16 protein-coding genes are annotated in these 18,197 nt (G+C 66.3%); 11 read left to right on the plus strand and 5 right to left on the minus strand.

The window, feature by feature from the left end; translation table 11 throughout:
- Nucleotides 1–18: 18 nt before the first annotated feature.
- Complete coding sequence (locus AQZ52_RS02140) at nucleotides 19–1,074, minus strand: COX15/CtaA family protein (RefSeq protein ID WP_067906299.1); 1,056 nt, start codon at nucleotides 1,072–1,074, stop codon at nucleotides 19–21.
- 138 nt (nucleotides 1,075–1,212) lie between these two features.
- Between AQZ52_RS02140 and AQZ52_RS02145 the strand changes: the two genes are divergently transcribed.
- From AQZ52_RS02145 to AQZ52_RS02155, 3 genes are all read left to right on the plus strand, one after another.
- On the plus strand, nucleotides 1,213–1,599 hold the full coding sequence (locus AQZ52_RS02145) for a MerC domain-containing protein (protein ID WP_067906300.1): 387 nt from the start codon (nucleotides 1,213–1,215) through the stop codon (nucleotides 1,597–1,599).
- Nucleotides 1,600–1,638: 39 nt separating this feature from the next.
- Entirely contained in the window at nucleotides 1,639–2,631 is a 993-nt protein-coding gene (gene thiS / locus AQZ52_RS02150; protein ID WP_067906301.1) for a sulfur carrier protein ThiS, read from the plus strand.
- A gap of 65 nt (nucleotides 2,632–2,696) precedes the next feature.
- The gene (locus AQZ52_RS02155; protein ID WP_240481408.1) at nucleotides 2,697–4,007 is read left to right on the plus strand and encodes an MFS transporter; all 1,311 of its coding nucleotides are present in this window, start codon (nucleotides 2,697–2,699) and stop codon (nucleotides 4,005–4,007) included.
- 1 nt (nucleotide 4,008) lies between these two features.
- On the opposite strand, the gene AQZ52_RS02160 is transcribed toward AQZ52_RS02155, so the two are convergent.
- Together AQZ52_RS02160 and AQZ52_RS02165 are read right to left on the minus strand one after the other, a co-directional pair.
- Nucleotides 4,009–6,270 carry an NADP-dependent malic enzyme gene (locus tag AQZ52_RS02160; RefSeq protein ID WP_067906303.1) on the minus strand — a complete coding sequence of 754 codons (2,262 nt, stop codon included), beginning with the start codon at nucleotides 6,268–6,270 and terminating at the stop codon, nucleotides 4,009–4,011.
- A gap of 79 nt (nucleotides 6,271–6,349) precedes the next feature.
- Nucleotides 6,350–7,960, minus strand: coding sequence for a hypothetical protein (locus AQZ52_RS02165; RefSeq protein ID WP_156424755.1), 1,611 nt, complete (start codon nucleotides 7,958–7,960; stop codon nucleotides 6,350–6,352).
- Between the two features lie 233 nt (nucleotides 7,961–8,193).
- On the opposite strand from AQZ52_RS02165, the gene mutS reads away from it, so the two are divergent.
- Both mutS and AQZ52_RS02175 read left to right on the plus strand, forming a co-directional pair.
- Nucleotides 8,194–10,764: a DNA mismatch repair protein MutS gene (gene mutS / locus AQZ52_RS02170; RefSeq protein WP_067906305.1), complete on the plus strand. Its 2,571-nt coding sequence runs from the start codon at nucleotides 8,194–8,196 to the stop codon at nucleotides 10,762–10,764.
- Nucleotides 10,765–10,766: 2 nt separating this feature from the next.
- Complete coding sequence (locus AQZ52_RS02175; protein ID WP_067906306.1) at nucleotides 10,767–11,732, plus strand: hypothetical protein; 966 nt, start codon at nucleotides 10,767–10,769, stop codon at nucleotides 11,730–11,732.
- Here AQZ52_RS02175 and AQZ52_RS02180 read toward each other — a convergent pair.
- A complete protein-coding gene (locus AQZ52_RS02180) occupies nucleotides 11,722–12,984 on the minus strand; it encodes a NupC/NupG family nucleoside CNT transporter (RefSeq protein ID WP_067906307.1) in 1,263 nt (420 codons plus the stop codon). The genes AQZ52_RS02175 and AQZ52_RS02180 overlap by 11 nt on opposite strands.
- Before the next feature lie 101 nt (nucleotides 12,985–13,085).
- On the opposite strand from AQZ52_RS02180, the gene AQZ52_RS02185 reads away from it, so the two are divergent.
- The 6 genes from AQZ52_RS02185 (at nucleotide 13,086) to AQZ52_RS02210 (ending at nucleotide 17,566) form a co-directional block, all read left to right on the plus strand.
- Nucleotides 13,086–13,766, plus strand: a complete 681-nt coding sequence (locus AQZ52_RS02185; RefSeq protein ID WP_067906308.1) for a queuosine precursor transporter — start codon at nucleotides 13,086–13,088, stop codon at nucleotides 13,764–13,766.
- Nucleotides 13,767–13,808: 42 nt separating this feature from the next.
- A complete protein-coding gene (argB, locus tag AQZ52_RS02190; protein WP_067906309.1) occupies nucleotides 13,809–14,747 on the plus strand; it encodes an acetylglutamate kinase in 939 nt (312 codons plus the stop codon).
- Nucleotides 14,748–14,911: 164 nt separating this feature from the next.
- Nucleotides 14,912–15,214: a YggT family protein gene (locus AQZ52_RS02195; RefSeq protein ID WP_338045465.1), complete on the plus strand. Its 303-nt coding sequence runs from the start codon at nucleotides 14,912–14,914 to the stop codon at nucleotides 15,212–15,214.
- Nucleotides 15,215–15,238: 24 nt separating this feature from the next.
- Nucleotides 15,239–16,132 carry a bifunctional methylenetetrahydrofolate dehydrogenase/methenyltetrahydrofolate cyclohydrolase FolD gene (folD, locus tag AQZ52_RS02200; protein ID WP_067906310.1) on the plus strand — a complete coding sequence of 298 codons (894 nt, stop codon included), beginning with the start codon at nucleotides 15,239–15,241 and terminating at the stop codon, nucleotides 16,130–16,132.
- A 59-nt stretch (nucleotides 16,133–16,191) separates the two neighbouring features.
- Nucleotides 16,192–16,941, plus strand: coding sequence for a hypothetical protein (locus AQZ52_RS02205; protein WP_067906311.1), 750 nt, complete (start codon nucleotides 16,192–16,194; stop codon nucleotides 16,939–16,941).
- A 4-nt stretch (nucleotides 16,942–16,945) separates the two neighbouring features.
- Nucleotides 16,946–17,566 (plus strand): MarC family protein, encoded by a 621-nt coding sequence (locus tag AQZ52_RS02210; protein ID WP_067906312.1) that lies wholly within the window; start codon nucleotides 16,946–16,948, stop codon nucleotides 17,564–17,566.
- A gap of 1 nt (nucleotide 17,567) precedes the next feature.
- Here the strand turns inward: AQZ52_RS02210 and AQZ52_RS02215 are convergent, their stop codons facing one another.
- Nucleotides 17,568–18,194: an LON peptidase substrate-binding domain-containing protein gene (locus AQZ52_RS02215; RefSeq protein WP_205626408.1), complete on the minus strand. Its 627-nt coding sequence runs from the start codon at nucleotides 18,192–18,194 to the stop codon at nucleotides 17,568–17,570.
- Nucleotides 18,195–18,197 lie beyond the last annotated feature (3 nt).

The following is an 18,197-nucleotide window of genomic DNA, read 5'->3' on the forward strand; positions in this document are numbered from 1 at the left end:
TAAAATAATACCGCTCCCTCAAACCTGCTTCCCGAGCTGGTGCGCGCCCCATGCCGTGCAGACCACCAGCAACGCCCCGGTGAGCTGGTGGAGCACTGCGATCCAGATGGTCACTCCGCTCATGACGGTCGCGATGCCGAGCACGATCTGCGTGCCGAAGGCAGTATGGATCGCGACCGATACAGGCCGATGGCCGGCACGACGCAGCTTGCGGCCCATCACGACCAGCACCCCTACAACCGCCCAGGCCCACCAGCGGTGGATGAAGTGGACGAGGTAGGGATCGGAGAACAAGGCGTGCGCCGCGCCCTGCGACCATTCGATGCCAGCCGGGAAGAACGCGCCCTGCATCAGCGGCCAGACATCCCAATTGAACCAGCCGCCGCCCGCCACAGTGCCCGCGCGCATCCCTGCGAGCAGCGCGCCGTAGAACAACTGCACCAGCAGCATGCCAAGGGCCAATGCCGCAAAGCCGGTGAGTCTCGCGCGGGGTTCACCGCGGGACAGTGAGCGCAGATCCAGCATGGTCCAGACGACGCCGGACAGGGTGGTCAGGGCCACCAGCAGATGTGCGGCCAGCCGGAAGTGGCTGACCTTCACATCATGGACGATGCCCGACTTGACCATCCACCACCCGACGGCGCCCTGCAGCGCTCCAAGCGCGAGAAGCGCGAGAAGCCGCGGCTTGTAGCCTGTCGGAATTTGCCCGCGCAGCCAGAACCACACCAGGGGCAGCGCAAAGGCCATGCCGATCGCGCGTGCCAGCAGGCGGTGGACCCATTCCCAGAAGAAAATGAACTTGTAAGTGGCGAGCGTCATGCCCGCTGGACCGTTGACCAGCACGTATTGCGGGGTCTGGCGGTACTTGTCGAACTCGGCCTGCCAGTCCGCATCGGTCAGCGGCGGCAGGGTGCCCGAGACAGGCTTCCACTCCGTGATCGAGACGCCCGACTCGGTCAGCCGGGTAATGCCGCCAACCACCACGATGGCGACGATCATCATCGCGACGATGAGCAGCCAGCGGGACAGCGCAAGCGGCGCGGGAATGGCGGTGCGGTTACGGACTGGGGCCATGGCTACTGCATCCATGGCCGCGCCTCTGCTCGCCGGGCCGCCGAAACGCAAGCGCCAATGGGGGCATTCCGATAGGTGTTGCGCCGGAGCTCAGCTTGAGCATTGCGTTATGTGATACTATTACATATAGCGACCGCCATGACTGATCGCCCGGACTCTTCGCCTGCGATGCTGCGCGGCCGGTTTGACCGGCTGGGTGTGCTGATCAGCGGGCTTTGCATGGTGCACTGCGTGGCCGGGCTGTTCCTGATCGGCGTGTTGGGACTGGGCGGCGGCGTGCTGCTCAATCCGGCGATCCATCGCTTCGGACTGGTGGCGGCCTTCCTCGTGGGCATGTTCACCATCGGGGCGGGCGCACTGCGCCATGGCCACCGCCTGCCGCTGGCGCTCGGCAGCACCGGCCTCGCGCTGATGGCAGCCGCGATTGCCAGCGACCACGGCACGGGCGAGGCGCTGCTGACGATCTGCGGCGTGGTGCTGGTCGCCTCGGCCCATATCGTCAACATGCGGCGCAACACCTGCTGACAGCTTGCGTGCGCCGTGGCGCGCGCTAAAGCCCGTCGCATGTCCACCGATACTGCAGCATCTCTCACCCTCACCATCAATGGCGAACCGCGCCGCGCCGCGCCCGGCACGATCGCCGATCTCGTCCGCAGCCTCGAGCTTGATCCCGCCAAGGTCGCGGTGGAACGCAATGGCGAGATCGTCCCGCGCTCGACGCTGGGAGCCGTGGCCGTCGCGGACGGCGATGTACTGGAGATCGTGCATTTCGTGGGCGGTGGGCAGGATGATGATACCTGGACCGTGGCAGGCCGCACCTTCCGCTCGCGCCTGATCGTCGGCACCGGCAAGTACAAGGACTTCGCGCAGAATGCGGCGGCGGTCGAGGCTTCGGGCGCGGAGATCGTCACGGTGGCGGTGCGCCGGGTCAACGTCAGCGATCCCAAGGCACCGATGTTGACGGACTACATCGACCCCAAGAAGATCACCTACCTCCCCAACACCGCCGGCTGCTTCACGGCCGAAGACGCGATCCGCACGCTGCGCCTCGCGCGCGAGGCGGGCGGCTGGGACCTCGTGAAGCTGGAAGTGCTGGGCGAGGCGCGCACGCTCTACCCGAACATGGTCGAAACGATCCGCGCGACCGAAGTGCTGGCCAAGGAAGGCTTCCTGCCGATGGTCTACTGTGTGGACGATCCCATTGCAGCGAAGCAACTCGAGGATGCCGGCGCAGTGGCGGTCATGCCACTCGGCGCGCCGATCGGCTCCGGCCTCGGCATCCAGAACCGCGTGACCATCCGTCTGATCGTCGAAGGTGCCAAGGTTCCGGTGCTGGTCGATGCGGGCGTTGGCACGGCGAGCGATGCCGCGGTGGCGCTGGAACTCGGCTGCGACGGCGTGTTGATGAACACCGCGATTGCCGAAGCCAAGGACCCGATCCGCATGGCCCGCGCGATGAAGGCGGCGGTCGAAGCGGGGCGCGATGCCTATCTTGCGGGCCGGATGGGCACGCGCAAGTATGCCGATCCCAGCAGTCCCCTGGCGGGCCTGATCTGACATTTCATTTGCGCTGAGGCGCACCATCGGATCAACCTGCGCTCCGGGGCCAGACGGAGCGTAGCGTGGGAGACAGCGGTGAAGCAGGCGTAGCGCGCCGCGCCATGAACAAGGCGATGCTGCGCATCGTTCCGTTTCTGCTGCTGGCCTACATCATGGCCTATGTCGACCGCGTCAACGTGAGCTTTGCGGCGCTGCAGATGAACGCCGATCTCGGCTTCAGTTCGACGGTCTACGGGTTTGGCGGCGGCCTCTTCTTCATCGGTTATGCGCTGTTCGAGATCCCTTCGGGGGCCATGGCCTCGCGCTTTGGCCCGCGCCAGTGGCTGGCACGGATCATGATTACCTGGGGCTTCATCGCCATGGGGATGATGCTCATCCGAACGCCTACGCAGTTCTATCTGATGCGCTTCCTGCTCGGCGCCGCAGAGGCAGGGTTCTTTCCGGGCCTTGTCTACTACCTCTCGCACTGGTTCCCGAAAGCCTGGCGGGGGCGCGCCGTCAGCCGGATCTACATCGCTCCGGCGCTGGCCGGCGTGTTGATGGGGGCGACGGCTTCGCCGTTGCTCGGGCTGGACGGCCTTGCCGGCGCGCGCGGCTGGCAGTGGATTTTCCTCGCCCAGGGCCTGCCCGCCGTGCTGGTAGGCCTTGTCCTCCTGCGCTTCCTGCCCGACAAACCGGCGGACGTGCGCTGGCTGGCGCCGGAGGAGAAGGCCTGGATTGCAGCAGAGTTGGCGCGGGACGCGGCGCTGATCGGCCATTCTAAGAACCACGATCTGCGCACTGTTCTGGCCAATCCGACGGTCTGGCTGCTGGGCTGCACGGGGCTGCTGCTGAACGGCGCGATGGGCGGCTTTGTCCTTTCGGCTCCGGCCGTGTTGGCGGCGAACGGCGGGCTCGACACGAAGACCATCGGCTGGCTGGTCAGTCTCGGCGGCTTCAACGGGGCGGTGGTGATCCTGCTGGCCGGCTGGCATTCCGACCGTCACGGCGACAGGCTGCGCTATGCCGCCGCGCTGGGCAGCATTGCCGGTCTGGGCCTGTTGCTGATCGGCCTTGCCCCCTCGCCGGGCGCCGTGGTGACAGGCTATCTGCTCCAGACTGCGGTGAGCTTTGCGGCGGGAGGGCTGGTCATCGCATCATGGCCTGACGCGCTGCCGGTCCGCCAGCTTGCTGTCGGCAGCGGCGCCATCAACACCTTGTGGCAGCTGGGCTCGTTCGCCTCGCCCTACGCCTTTGGCGCGATGCGCGACGCCACCGGAAGCTACCACGCGGGACTGCTTGGATCGGCCGCACTCGCGCTGATCTACGCCGGATACGTGCTCTTCGTCCGCGCGCGCATCCGGCACATGCAGAGCCGCGCCGCCGCAGCCTAGCTCATCCCGCAATCCCCGCTGCCGCCAGCACCGCCAGCGTCAGGATATCCGGCGCGATCGAGGTCATCGCCGCGATCTGGACGGGCTTTTCCATGCCGATCAGCATCGGGCCGATCACCGCGTTGCCGGCGAGTTCGCGCAGCAGCTTGGCGGAGATGTTGGCCGATTGCAGGCCGGGCATGATCAGGACGTTGGCAGGGCCGGAAAGGCGGCTGAACGGATAGCTCGCCATGACCTTGGGATTGAGCGCGGCATCGGGCGCCATTTCGCCCTCGTATTCGAAATTGGGCTTCTGTTCGTCGAGGATCGCGACCGCGCCGCGGATCTCGTCGAGCCAGCGCCCGCTCGGATTGCCGAAGGTGGAGTAGGACAGGAACGCGACGCGCGGCTCATGCCCCATGCGGCGGGCCACAGCGGCGGTCTCGGTCGCGATATGCGCCAATTCCGCGGCATTCGGGCGCTCGTTCACCGTCGTGTCGGCAAGGAACACGGTGTAGTTCTTCGCGATCATCATGTGGATGCCGAAGGGCAGGTGGCCGGGCTTGGGATCCAGCACCTGGCGCACTTCCTTGATCGTCTGCGCGAACGTGCGGGTCATGCCCGAGATCATCGCATCGCCATGGCCGAGCGCGACAAGCAGCGAAGCGAACACGTTGCGGTCCTGGTTGACCATGCGCCGCACGTCGCGTTCCAGAAAGCCGCGCCGCTGCAGCCGCTCGTAGAGATAGGCAACCATTTCCGGCACGAGCGGCGAGACGGCGGAGTTGTGGATTTCGAAGCTGTCCGGATCGCCGACGCCGAGTTCGGTGAGCAGATTGTGCACCGCCTGGGTGCGCCCGACGAGCACGGGCGTGCCATAGCCGAAATCGCGGTACTGGATCGCCGCGCGCAGCACGACCTCGTTCTCCGCTTCGGCGAAGACGACACGCTTGGGATTCTCCTTGACCCGCTGATAGACGCTGGTGAGCGCGCTTGTGGTGGGATTGAGGCGCGCCTTCAGCTCGGTACGATAGGCGTCGAAATCCTCGATCGGCTTCTGCGCCACGCCCGAATCCATCGCCGCCTTGGCGACGGCGGAGGAGACGACTTCCATCAGGCGAGGATCGAACGGCGCGGGGATGATGTAGTCGAGCCCGAAGGTGTGGTTCTGGCCGTAGGCGGCGGCGACTTCCTCGGGCACCGGCTCGCGCGCCAGTTCGGCGATGGCGCGGGCGGCGGCGATCTTCATTTCCTCGTTGATGGCCGTCGCCCGCACATCGAGCGCGCCCCGAAAGATGAAGGGGAAGCCGAGCACGTTGTTGACCTGGTTCGGATAATCCGAACGGCCAGTGGCGACGATGCAATCGGGCCGCGCCGCCTTGGCTTCGGGCGGGGTGATTTCGGGGTCCGGGTTGGCCATCGCGAAGATGATCGGCTGCGGTGCCATCTTCTTGACCATTTCCGGCGTCACCGCGCCCTGCACTGAGAGGCCGAGGAAAATATCCGCGCCCTCCATCGCCTCTTCGAGCGTGCGGTGCGGCGTATCGATGGCATGGGCAGACTTGAACTGGTCGATGCCGGCGCGGCCGATGTAGATCACGCCCTTGCTGTCGCACATGGTGACGTTGGTATGGCGAACACCCATCGCCTTGATCAGCGCGGTGCAGGCGATCGCCGCAGCGCCCGCGCCGTTCACCACGACCTTCACGTCTGCCAGGTTGCGGCCAGTGAGGAAGCAGGCGTTGAGCAGGCCAGCCGCGGAAATGATCGCGGTGCCGTGCTGGTCATCGTGCATCACCGGGATCTTGAGACGCTCTTTCAGCGCCTGTTCGATGATGAAGCATTCGGGCGCCTTGATATCCTCGAGATTGATCCCGCCGAAGCTCGGCTCCATCAGCGTGACCGCATCGATGAAGGCCTGCGGGTCCTCGGTCGCGAGTTCGATGTCGATCGAATCGACGTCGGCGAAGCGCTTGAACAGCACCGCCTTGCCTTCCATCACCGGCTTCGAGGCGAGCGCACCGAGATTGCCAAGCCCGAGAATGGCGGTGCCATTGGAGATCACCGCAACGAGATTGCCCTTGGCCGTGTAGTCATAGGCCGTCGACGGATCCTCGGCGATGGCGCGCACCGGGACGGCGACGCCGGGCGAATAGGCCAGGCTGAGGTCGCGCTGGGTCGCCATCGGCTTCGAAGCGATGATCTCGATCTTACCGGGGCGAATCGTGTTATGGTAGAACAGCGCCTCACGTTCGGTGAAGCGGACATTGCTCTCGTCGGTCATGTATTCCCCCTTGGCGCGTCCGTTGCTGGCCCGCCAGCCCCCCCTCAGACATGAGGCGCGCGCCGCGGGTACGGCCTGATTACAAGTCCTTAGTGCGCCAGTTCGGAAAACCCAAGGGCCGGACGGCGAAAAGCAGACTGCGGCCTTCCTGCCAGACGAGCTGGAGCCGCGAATCCGGGCGGCGGGGCATCCCGGTATCGATCAGCCATACATAGTCGACGCGTTCGATCGGCGCATATTTGAGCGCGGTATCGACGCTGCGCATGCGGCCACCCTGGCACGCCGGCGACCACACGAACTCGGAGGGATCGGCTGTGAAGTTGCGGCCCGGGCGGAAGCGCGGAATGACCATGTGCAGGCCCGGTACCGCCCAGTTGTCGTTGACCCAGGCCTGCCGGTAGAGGCTGGCAAGGCTGGCAAGGTGATCCCGGCGGGTGTTGCGCCAGGATTCGGAGAGGCACGAATGCTCGACGAAGGCGAGGACGCGGCTGCCGGGCTCGACGTGGTGAAGCGCCGAAAGCTGCTTGCGGTAGTCGTCCGCGTAGTCTGCAAAGCTGGCGGCGGTAACGACAAGCCGCGTGCCCAGCAGGAGCACACCGGCCAATGCGATCATCCTCGCCCGTTCGAGCGGCACACGGCTCCAGTCCTGAAGGCCGAGCGCCAGCATGCAGGCGACCGGGAGCAGGCGCACATCGACGAACGCACTGCCATTGATGTCGCTGGGAATGGCCATGAAGAGCAGGAAAACGAGCAGGCCCGGGAGGCCGAGCTGCCACTTCCAGCGTGCGCCAAGCAGCCAACCGAATAAGATCAACGCGAAGCAGGCTATCGTCGTCGCGCCATCAAGCAGGAGCGATTGATCACGCAAGGTGAGGATGAAGTACCAGGCCTTCTGATCCCAGCGCCAGCGGTTCATGCTGCGCGCGGGTTCGGGCGAGAGGTACTTCCACAGAATGATCGTGACCACCGTCGCCACAAGCGGCCAGCACAGGATGAACAAGCGCTTGGCGATCGCCCGCCAGTCCTGCTCATCACGCAGGCGGCGCCATTCGGACGGATGCCACCAGCCGGCCGGGAGGCGATCAAGCTCGCGCCCTACCGCGTTCGCGCCGACCAGCAGGCCAAGCAGCAGACCGCCGATGGCATGGCATAGCATCGCAACCGGCTGCGCCGCGATCAGCAGGGCGGCCCGTTGTTTCGGCTTGTCTTCGAGCCAGACGGCGGCGGCGAAGGCCATCAGCGAAAGGCCCGTTGCCAGGATATAGTTGAGGAAGCCCGTCAGCAGCGGGAAGCTGAACACGAACATCAGCGCCCAGGGCGCGCCGTGCCCGCCCTTGGGATTGAGCACGCGGATCGTGGCGAGGCAGCCCCCGGCAAACAGGCCGGTCGCCAGCACCGTACTCCACCAGCCCGCGGCAAGGATGCCAAACTGCGCGCCGATCAGCTTCGCCAGCACATCGCCGCCGATGTTGAGCGTGAAGACCCACTTCCATGAAAAGTACTTGAGCAGCGGGTTGCCCGGGCGGGCGGCTTCGATCGCAGCCGCGCCCATGTGGCCCGGCACGTCGATCAGCGGCGGCACTTCGACCAGCGCGAAGGGAAGGCACACGAGCACGACGATGATGGTAATGCCCGGCAGGCTAAGCCAGGGCAGCGCGACCGCACGTTCCCACAGTGCGCGCAGGCTCATCGCAAAGGTCTTCTCGCGGACTTGCATCAACCCCAGTTCACTTTCGCATCGGCGTCAACCGGGATGGTCGATCTGACCATCTCCAAGACCCCCGGGGGCACTCGCCCCCCAAGAACCTCCGCAGCATCCGCCCAGCCTATGCCCGGAAATGTCGATATCCGGTGTCGATCGTTTGAGAAACCCGCGGCGCTCGTCTAGCCACAACCGCTGTGAGCTCCCATGCCCCAACTCCGATGATGGCGCAATATCTTGCGCTGAAGCAGCAGGCTGACGGCTGTCTGCTGTTCTACCGCATGGGTGATTTCTTCGAACTGTTCTTCGAGGACGCGAAGATCGCCGCCAGCGTTCTCGATATCGCGCTCACCAGCAGGGGCGAACACGGCGGCGTGCCGATCCCGATGTGTGGGGTGCCGGTCCATTCGGCGGAGGGCTACCTCGCCCGGCTCATCCGCGCCGGGTGCCGCGTCGCGATTGCCGAGCAGACCGAAACGCCGGAAGAAGCTCGCAAACGCGCGGGGTCAAAGGCGCTCGTCGCGCGCGACATCGTCCGCTTCGTGACGGCGGGGACGCTCACCGAAGACGCCCTGCTCGAACCGCGCCGCGCCAACGTGCTGGCGGCCGTCTGCACCGTGCGGGGGATGGCGGGCATTGCTGCCTGCGATATCTCGACCGGGCGGATGGAGCTTGAGGAATGCGCGCCCGAAGCACTGGCCGCCGCACTGGCGAGGCTCGGCGCGACCGAACTTGTCAGGGCCGAGGATTCCGCCGTGGAGCTGCCCGAGGCCGCCGAGCGCCCTGCCCGCGCCTTCGATTCGCAGCGCGGCGCGGATCGGCTCATGGCGCTGCACGGCGTCGCGACGCTTGATGGCTTCGGAACTTTCAGCCGTGCGATGCTGGCCGCTGCGGCGGGGCTGATCGACTATCTCGAACATGTCGGGCGCGGGAACCTGCCGCTGCTGCTGCCGCCGGTGGTGCGCGAGGCAAGCGCCTTCATGGCGATGGACGAGGCGACCCGCGCCAGCCTCGAGATTCTCTCAGGGTCCGGAGGAGGTCGCAAGGGCAGCCTGATCGAGGCCATCGACCGCTGTGTGACGAGCGCGGGCGCGCGGCTGCTGGCAGAGGATCTTGCCGCGCCGCTGACCGACCTCGCCGCCATTCGCGCCCGGCTCGAGCTGGTGAGTTGGCTGCATGATGACCCGCTGCTGCGCGGGGACCTGCGTGCCGTGCTGCGCGCGGCCCCGGATATCGGCCGCGCGCTGGGGCGGATCGTGGCAGGCCGGGGATCCCCACGCGATCTTGGCCAGTTGCGGGACGGCCTTGGCGAAGCGCAGCGGGTGCAAACGCTGCTTGCCGCGCGCACTGACCGGCCGGCGCTGGCGGATGGCCTGATCCCGGCGCTGGGCGGCCACGGCGCGCTGATCGATCTCTTTTCCCGCGCGCTCGTCCCCGCACCGCCCACCGAGCGGGCGAGCGGCGGGTTCATCGCGGGTGGCTATGACGCGGCGCTCGATGCCTTGCGGGACGCCGCCGGCAATTCGCGCCGCGCCATCGCCGCGCTTGAGGCTCGCTACCGCGAGGAGACGGGCACCCCTTCGCTCAAGATTCGCCACAACGGCGTGCTCGGCTATTTCATCGAGGTGCCGGCGCGCCATGCAGACCGGCTGATGCTGCCGGACAGCGGCTTCACCCACCGCCAGACCATGGCCGGCGCGGTGCGCTTCAACGCGCTGGCGTTGCACGAAGAAGCGAGCCGGATCGCCGAGGCGGGCGGACACGCGCTGGCGGCGGAGGAAGCGCATTTCGAGGACCTGACCGCCCGTGCCGTGTCGGCGCGCGAAGCGATTGCGCAGACCGCGGCGGCGCTCGCGCGGATCGACGTGGCCGCCGGGCAGGCCGAGCGGGCGGCGGAAGGCGGCTGGTGCCTCCCGCATCTCACCGAAGACACCGCGCTTGCGATCCGCGGCGGGCGGCATCCGGTGGTCGAGGCGGCGCTGGTGGCGCGGGGCGAACGGTTCGTGGCCAACGACTGCACGCTCAGCCCGCGCGACCGGCTGTGGCTGATCGGTGGCCCCAACATGGGCGGTAAATCGACGTTCCTCAGGCAGAACGCGCTCATCGTGATCCTCGCCCAGGCAGGTGGCTTCGTACCGGCGGAGGCGGCGGACATCGGCGTGGTAGACCGCCTGTTCAGCCGCGTCGGCGCAGCGGACAATCTTGCGCGCGGGCGCTCCACTTTCATGGTCGAGATGGTCGAGACCGCCGCGATCCTCGCGCAAGCAGGAGAGCGCAGTTTCGTCATTCTCGACGAGGTAGGGCGCGGCACCTCCACGTATGACGGCCTTGCGCTTGCCTGGGCGGTGGCGGAGGCGGTGCATGAGGTGAACCGCTCGCGCTGCCTGTTTGCGACGCACTACCACGAGCTCGCCCGCCTTGCCGAGACGTGCGAGGCGCTGTCGCTCCACCATGTCCGCGCGCGGGAGTGGAAAGGCGATCTGGTGCTGCTGCACGAGCTGGCCCAAGGCCCTGCGGACAAGAGCTACGGCCTTGCCGTGGCGCGGCTCGCCGGGGTGCCCGCGCCGGTGGTGAAGCGCGCCAAGTCGGTGCTCGACCGGCTGGAGAAAGGCCGCGCCGCGACTGGCGGGCTGGCGGCGGGGCTGGATGACCTGCCGCTGTTCGCCGCAGCCATCGAGGCGGCGGAAGAGAAAGTCGATGCGCTGCGCGAGAAACTGGGCGCCATCGACATCGATTCGCTGAGCCCCCGCGCGGCGCTCGATCTGCTCTATGACCTGAAGCACGAGCTGTGAGGATGTGGCGCGCCCTGCTGCTGGCTGTGTTGGCCTGCCTTGCAGTGCCGCTGGCAGCGAAAGCGCCCGGCAAGCCCATCCAGCTCGATCAGGAACTCTACCGCACCGTGGTCGAGCGCGTGCGCAGCGGCGAGAATTTCTACCCGGCAACAATGGATGCGCAGCGGGAACGCTCCTACCCGGTGCAGCCCGCGCTTGCCGTTCGCCCGCCGACGATGACGTACTTGCTGGCGCTGCTGCCCAGCACGGCGACCCGCACCGCCGCGCTGATCGCGCTACTGTTTGGCGCACTGATCGCCATGCGGCAGAGCCTGTCGGACCGACCCCCGGCCGAGGCGCTGGCGATGGTCGCGCTGGCCGTGGCGGGGCTGTTCGGTGCGTTCTTTCCCGACAATGTCTATCTGCACGAGCAGTGGAGCGTGCTGCTGGTGATGCTCGCGCTCGCGGCGCATCGGCGGCCGTGGCTTTCGGTGGGCTTGGCGCTGCTGGCCGTGCTGATGCGCGAGACGGCGCTGGCGTGGCTCGCAGCTATGGTTCTGTACGGCCTGTGGCAGCGGGACTGGAAGCGGACTGGTCTGGCGGTGGCTGCCATAACGCTGGCGGGCGGACTGTGGGTGCTCCATGCGCAATTCGTCTTCGCGCAGGTTCAGCAGGACGACCTGATTTCCCCCGGCTGGGTGCGTTTCGGCGGGCTGTCGCTGGTGATCGACGCGCTGCGCCGCAATCTGGTGCTGACCGGCCTACCCGGCCCGCTGATCCTGGTGGCCGTGACCGCCTCGCTCGCCGCGATGTTGCGCTGGGGCCGGGAGTTCGAGCGCATCGCCGCCATCGGCAGCACCGGTTTCCTCGCCGCGCTCACCGTGTTCGGGCGGCCCGACAACGGCTACTGGGGCTTCATGGCCGCGCCCTTCGTGCTGCTGGGCTTGCCGCTGCTGCTGCGTGAGGGACGCGAGCGCCTCAGACGCTGAGGAACATCCCCGCCAGCGCGGCGCTCATCAGGTTGGAGAGCGCTCCTGCGGCCAACGCCTTGAGGCCCAGCTTCGCGATCACCGGGCGCTGGTTTGGCGCAAGGCTCCCCGAAACCGCCATCTGGATCGCGATCGAACTGAAATTGGCAAAGCCGCACAAGGCAAAGGTCACGATAGCGACGGTATGGGCGGAAAGGTCCTTCGCCGCGCCGAGATCGATGAAGGCGACGAATTCATTGAGCACGATCTTGGTGCCGAACAGGCCACCCGCCTGCGCCGCCTCGGCCCAATCGGGCGCGCCGAGGAGGAGGAAAACGGGGGCAAACACCGTGCCAAGGATCTGCTGGAAGGAAAGCCCCGGATAGCCGATGTGCGCGCCAAGCGCGCTAAGCAGGCCGTTCGCCATGGCGACCAGCGCCACGAAGGCGAGCACCATAGCACCAACCGCAACCGCCAGCCGCACGCCGGTCTGCGCGCCCTGGCTGGCGGCCATGATGAGGTTGGCGGGGCGTTCCTCCTCCGGTGTGGATACCGCAGCATGGGGCCCGAGGTGCGGATTGTGCAGGGGTGTTTCATCGTGTGCGTGTTCGGGCGGCGGCACATCGGGCATGATCAGCTTAGCCATCAGCACACCGCCGGGCGCGGACATGAAGGCGGCGGCGACAAGATAGTCCACGCGTATGCCCATTGCGGCGTAGGCGGCAAGGATTGTCCCCGCGACGCCCGCCATGCCCACGCTCATCACCGTGAACATCTGCGAAGGACTGAGCGCGGAGAGATAAGGCCGAATGACCAAGGGCGATTCGCTCTGGCCGACGAAAATGTTGGAGGCAGCGCACAGCGCCTCGACCCTGCTGATGCCGGTGATCTTCTCGAGGCCTCCGCCGATCCAGCGGATTACCAGTTGCATGATGCCGAGGTAGTAGAGGATCGAGATCAGCGCCGCGAAGAACACGATCGTCGGCAGCGCGGCAATCGCGAAGCTGCGACCGCCGATGGCAGGATCGGCGAGCGGGCCAAACAGGAAGGCAACCCCCGCCTTCGCATAGCCGAGCAGCCCTTCGACCACCGCCGCCCCCCCCTGCAGCGCGGCTTTTCCCGGCGGGAAATAGAGCACCAGCGCAGCAAACCCGGCCTGCAGCGCAAAGGCCGGCACCACCACCCGCAGCCGGATGGCCCGGCGATTGGACGAGAGAAGAACGGCGGCCAGAAGGATCAGCGCCATGCCGGCGAGGCTCATCAAAACGCGCATCGCGGGCCCGCCGCTCCCCTTACAAAACCCTGCCCAAAACCCTGTGCATCATGGCTTAAACGGGATTTGGCGCAGGGTCAAAATCCCGCTAACCACCGGCAATGCAGGATCACGACCCGGCCCCGGCCATCCCCCTTTCGCTCTTTGCATTCTCCCTGCTTTATGGCGGCCTTGTCGTGCTCGCCGGCGTGCTCGGGACGAAGATTGCCGCGCTGGGGCACTGGCCGCTGGTGGGCGATCTCGCGGTCGAGAGCGGGATCTTCGCGTTCCTGTTGCTGGTCGTGATGGCAAGCGCGGTTGCCGAACTCTACGGGCAGGATGCCGCCAACCGCCTGGTTCGCTTCGGTTTCGTGCCGCTTATCGCCTCGATGCTGCTGCTGACCTTCGTGATCAACGTCGTGCCACCCGCGCCGTTCTGGGGTGATCAGGACGCCTATGCCCGCCTGCTTGGCCAGGGCGCGCGCATGCAGTTCGCGGGGCTCATTTCCTATGGCACGTCGCAGACGCTCAACGTCTATGTCTTCTCGCGCCTTGCGGGCGGACGCGGGCGGCTGCTCATCCTGCGCGCATGGATCGCCAGCCTGCTCAGCCAGATGGTCGATACGCTGATCTTCATCACCATCTCGTTCGCCGGCGTAAAGGATGCGGCCGGCGTGCCGCTGCCCATCGGCGAGATCATGGCGGGGCAGATCGCTGCCAAGCTGCTGCTTTCCACGATCATGGTTCCGCCGCTGATCTGGGTCTTCGTCAAGCTCGGGCGCTGGATGGACGGTCAGCGCTAAATATTGCGCCGCCGCGCCGCTTGGTCCAAAGCGCGGGGCATCATGGCAACCACGCACGATCCCGCAGAAGACGACGCCGCCCACCACAAGGCGATGCTCGCCAAGGCCGAAACCCTCACCGAGGCGCTGCCTTATCTGCAGCGCTATGCAGGCAAGACCTTTGTTGTGAAATATGGCGGCCACGCCATGGGCGATCCCGATCTTGCGCAGGATTTTGCCGAGGACATCGTGCTGCTCAAGGCGGTGGGCATCAATCCGGTGGTGGTCCACGGCGGCGGCCCGCAGATCGGTCGGATGCTGAAAGCGCTCGGCATCGAATCGAAGTTCGTCGATGGCCTTCGGGTGACAGACAAGCAGACCGCCGAAGTCGCCGAGATGGTTCTGGCGGGTGCGATCAACAAGGAACTCGTCAGCTGGATCGCACGCGCCGGGGGCAAGGCCATCGGCATTTCCGGCAAGGACGGCGGCATGGTGATCGCCCGCAAGGTCGAGGCGAAGAAGGCCCCCAAGGCGATCAACGACGCGGAAAGCGGCGAGACCATCGTCGTCGACCTCGGCTTCGTGGGTGAGCCGGCGCGGATAGATACCACGGTGATCGACACCATTACCGGCGCCAACATGATCCCGGTGATCGCCCCCATCGGCGTCGGCGAGGACGGCGAGACCTACAACATCAATGCCGACACCATGGCCGGCGCGATTGCCGCCGCGCTCGGCGCGGCGCGGCTGTTCCTCCTCACCGACGTGCCCGGCGTGCTCGACAAGGAGCGCCGCCTGCTGACCGACCTCACCCCGGCAGACATCACGCGCCTTGCAGAGGACGGCACGATCAGCGGTGGCATGATCCCCAAGCTCGAAACCTGCGTCCACGCGGTTGAGGCGGGGTGCGAAGCGGCGGTCGTGCTCGACGGGCGCGTGCCGCATGCCATGCTGATCGAGATTTTCACCGCACGCGGCGCCGGTACGTTGATCCGCGCCTGAAGGGGCCTCCCAACTTTGCGAACTTCGCGGGTGTGAGTACTGGACAAATTTGTATGCAACACATACAAGTTTGTCCATCGCTGACGGCCGTTCGGCGATGGGGCCCTTGTGGCTTCGGGAGAGGGTCGGCTAGGAGCAGGGCTCCTCGCTGACATAGGGAATGCATGATGCTGTTCTACCAACTGATCAATGCCATACTCCTGCTCATTGGCATCGTTCGAGCAGTCGTCATCGTTCAATTCATCCTCTTTTTGCTTGTCGCATTCAATGTGATCAGCATGCGCAACCAAGTCGTCTCCGCTCTCAATACTGCGCTTAGCGCAATTCTCGACCCGATTCTTAATCCTATCCGACGAGTAATGCCTAATACTGGCGGAATCGACTTTTCACCCATGGTTGTGATCTTTGGCCTAAGCCTATTGACCGAGCTTATCGGCTTTATCGGTCAATTGGCGCTGCAGATTTAAATTAACCATTAAGAGAGTACCGACATGACTGCCGCGATTATCGATGGGAAAGCCTTTGCCGCGACCTTGCGCGCGAAGGTGGGAGAACTGGCCGCCGCGTTTGAGGCAAAGGCGGGTCGCAAGGCAGGCCTCGCTGTGGTGCTGGTAGGCGAGGATCCGGCGAGCCAGGTCTATGTCCGCTCCAAGGGCAAGCAGACCGTGGAGGCCGGTATGGCCAGCTTCGAGCACCGCCTGCCCGCAGAAACGGCAGAAGCCGAACTCCTCGCGTTGGTCGAGCAGCTCAACACCGATCCCGCCGTCGACGGCATCCTCGTCCAGCTGCCCCTGCCGAAGCACATGGACGAGCAGAAAGTCATTTCCACGATCAATCCCGACAAGGACGTCGACGGGTTCCACGTGATCAGCGCGGGCCGGCTGGCAGTCGGACAGCAAGGCTTCGTGCCCTGCACCCCGCTGGGGTGCCTGATGCTGCTGAAGGACCGGCTGAGATCGCTTTCGGGCCTTGATGCCGTGGTGATCGGGCGTTCCAACATCGTCGGCAAGCCGATGGCACAGCTGCTGCTGGCGGAAAGCTGCACGGTCACGATCGCGCACAGCCGCACGCAAAACCTGCCCGAGGTGGTGCGCCGCGCCGATATCGTCGTGGCGGCGGTGGGCCGTCCGGAAATGGTCAAGGCGGACTGGATCAAGCCCGGCGCCTGCGTGATCGACGTCGGCATCAACCGGGTGCCTGCCGCCGAAGAAGGCAAGACGCGGCTGGTCGGCGATGTCGACTATGCCGGTGCGATGGCCGTGGCAGGCGCGGTCACTCCGGTGCCCGGCGGCGTCGGCCCGATGACCATCGCAGTACTGCTGCGCAATGCCCTGGTGGCGGCCTACCGCAATGCCGGGCTGGCACTGGCGGCGGACGCGATCTGAGGCGCGTCCCCCACAGGCCTGCCTTTCTATTGCCGCCCGCCTGCTCTAGGCTCAGCGCCATGAAGCGTTTGATCCCCCTTGCCTTGCTGGCCTTCGCGTCGCCCTTGGCCGCACAGGAAAGCCGCCCGGCCGTCACGCCGGCGGGCAATCCCAGCGCGCTCATCGCAGCAGAGAGCGCCTTTGCCCGGCTGGCTCGCGAGAAGGGGCAGTGGACGGCCTTTGCCGCGACCTCGGCGGACGAGGCGGAAATGTTCGTGCCGCAGCGCGTGCTCGCCAAGATCTGGCTCAAGGGGCGCGCCAACCCGGCCGAAACCGTGCAATGGCAGCCAAACCTGGTCTGGATGAGCTGCGATGGCAGCGCGGGCGTGACGTTCGGCGGCTATCATGCAGGGACCGCGAGCGGCTGGTTTTCCACCGTGTGGCAGCGCCAGAAGAAGGGCGAGTACAAGTGGGTGCTCGATCAGGGCGGCGACCTCGCCGCGCCGCTTTCCGGCGCCGATTTCATCACCGGCAAGGTGGCGGACTGCCCACCGCGCCCGCACCGTGATCCGCTCGCCGACGAGCCGCCCCGCCCCCGCAAACACGACAGGAACGCACCGCCACCCTTGCGTCCGCTGGCCGGACCGATCCCGGCGCTGGCCACCGTGCCCGGTGCGGACAGCGCGGACGGCCGATCGATCGACGGCACGCTGGCCTGGCGCTCCACCGTGCTACCCGGCGGGACGCGCGAATGGACTGTGTGGCTGTGGCAGGACAGCAGGATGAACGAAGTGCTGAAGCGCACCGAAATCGCGAAGAACGAGGGGTAAGGCGATGCTGGCGCTATTCCTTTCCGCCTTCACGACGCTGTTCGTGGTTATCGACCCGCCCGGCTGCGCACCGATCTATGCGGGCCTCACGGCTTCCGCCACCCCGCGCCAGGCCTTCGGCATGGCGGTGCGCGCCTGCCTCATCGCCAGCGGCATTCTGGTGGTTTTCGCGCTGTTCGGCGAGGACCTGCTGGGCGCGCTGCATATCGAGCTCGACAGCTTCCGCATCGCGGGCGGGATCATGCTGTTCATGATCGCGATCGACATGGTGTTCGAAAAGCGCACCGAGCGGCGCGAGGAGCGGGCAGAAAAGGTGCGCAACGCGCAGCCGCATGTGGAGGACGTCTCGGTCTTCCCGATGGCCATGCCGATGCTGGCGGGGCCAGGCTCGATCGCCTCGGTCATGCTGCTGACCGCGCGGGCGCATGGCCTGCCCGAGACGCTGGTAATCCTCGCCGCGCTCGGCGCCGTGATGCTGCTGAGCTTCTTCGCGCTGGTTGCCGCGCGGCCGATCATCCGCGCGCTGGGCTCGCAGGTGGAAGCGGTGATCACCCGGCTGCTGGGTGTGCTGCTGGCAGCGCTGGCAGCGCAGTTCGTGATCGACGGGCTGCGCGCGCAGTTTTGATTTACTGAAGCGTCACCCGGCCATCGTCCGAATCGCGGCGGCCGAAGAACTGCATGAGCTGGACGAGAAGTTCGCAGCGCGCGGCCAGGCTGTCTGCCTCGAGCAGCGCCTGCTTGGCGGCGGCATCGAACGGGGCGATCTGCGAGACACCGTTGATCAGCGAGACATCATCGAGCCGGCCCACCGATTCCCAATCGACCGAATAGCCCTGCGCTTCGGCAAAGCGGCGCGCCTCGCGCTCGAACGAGGCGCGTTCGACCGCGCTGAGGCTGGCGCCCGCATCATCCTCGATCAGTTCGCCCTCGACCTGCCGGAACGGCGTGGTCACATCGAGTTCGCGCAGCAGACGGAAGCGGGCGATCCCCTGGAGGATGACGTTGTAGCGCCCGTCTTCCATTGCCTCGACTTCGCCGATCTTGCCGACGCAACCGATGTGGAACAGCGGCGCGCCATCGTACTGGCCCTGGGGCTGGATCATCGCGATGCGGCGGTCGCGCACCAGCGAATCGGAGATCATCGCACGGTAGCGCGGCTCGAAGATATGCAAGGGCAGCTGCAGTCCGGGAAACAGCAGCGCCCCGGTGAGCGGGAAAATCGATAGGCGCACAGGCCGGCTGTCCTGCCCCATCGC

The sequence above is a fragment of the Novosphingobium fuchskuhlense genome, from assembly GCF_001519075.1.
GTDB lineage: Bacteria > Pseudomonadota > Alphaproteobacteria > Sphingomonadales > Sphingomonadaceae > Novosphingobium > Novosphingobium fuchskuhlense.

Excerpts from the sequence above, each read along its gene's own strand:
- AQZ52_RS02140 (WP_067906299.1), bottom strand. The coding sequence starts at position 1,074 with ATGGCCCCAGTCCGTAACCGCACCGCCATTCCCGCGCCGCTTGCGCTG.
- AQZ52_RS02145 (WP_067906300.1), top strand. The coding sequence starts at position 1,213 with ATGACTGATCGCCCGGACTCTTCGCCTGCGATGCTGCGCGGCCGGTTT.
- thiS (WP_067906301.1), top strand. The coding sequence starts at position 1,639 with ATGTCCACCGATACTGCAGCATCTCTCACCCTCACCATCAATGGCGAA.
- AQZ52_RS02160 (WP_067906303.1), bottom strand. The coding sequence starts at position 6,270 with ATGACCGACGAGAGCAATGTCCGCTTCACCGAACGTGAGGCGCTGTTC.
- AQZ52_RS02165 (WP_156424755.1), bottom strand. The coding sequence starts at position 7,960 with ATGAGCCTGCGCGCACTGTGGGAACGTGCGGTCGCGCTGCCCTGGCTT.
- mutS (WP_067906305.1), top strand. The coding sequence starts at position 8,194 with ATGATGGCGCAATATCTTGCGCTGAAGCAGCAGGCTGACGGCTGTCTG.
- AQZ52_RS02175 (WP_067906306.1), top strand. The coding sequence starts at position 10,767 with ATGTGGCGCGCCCTGCTGCTGGCTGTGTTGGCCTGCCTTGCAGTGCCG.
- AQZ52_RS02180 (WP_067906307.1), bottom strand. The coding sequence starts at position 12,984 with ATGCGCGTTTTGATGAGCCTCGCCGGCATGGCGCTGATCCTTCTGGCC.
- AQZ52_RS02185 (WP_067906308.1), top strand. The coding sequence starts at position 13,086 with ATGCAGGATCACGACCCGGCCCCGGCCATCCCCCTTTCGCTCTTTGCA.
- argB (WP_067906309.1), top strand. The coding sequence starts at position 13,809 with ATGGCAACCACGCACGATCCCGCAGAAGACGACGCCGCCCACCACAAG.
- AQZ52_RS02195 (WP_338045465.1), top strand. The coding sequence starts at position 14,912 with ATGATGCTGTTCTACCAACTGATCAATGCCATACTCCTGCTCATTGGC.
- folD (WP_067906310.1), top strand. The coding sequence starts at position 15,239 with ATGACTGCCGCGATTATCGATGGGAAAGCCTTTGCCGCGACCTTGCGC.
- AQZ52_RS02205 (WP_067906311.1), top strand. The coding sequence starts at position 16,192 with ATGAAGCGTTTGATCCCCCTTGCCTTGCTGGCCTTCGCGTCGCCCTTG.
- AQZ52_RS02210 (WP_067906312.1), top strand. The coding sequence starts at position 16,946 with ATGCTGGCGCTATTCCTTTCCGCCTTCACGACGCTGTTCGTGGTTATC.
- AQZ52_RS02215 (WP_205626408.1), bottom strand. The coding sequence starts at position 18,194 with ATGGGGCAGGACAGCCGGCCTGTGCGCCTATCGATTTTCCCGCTCACC.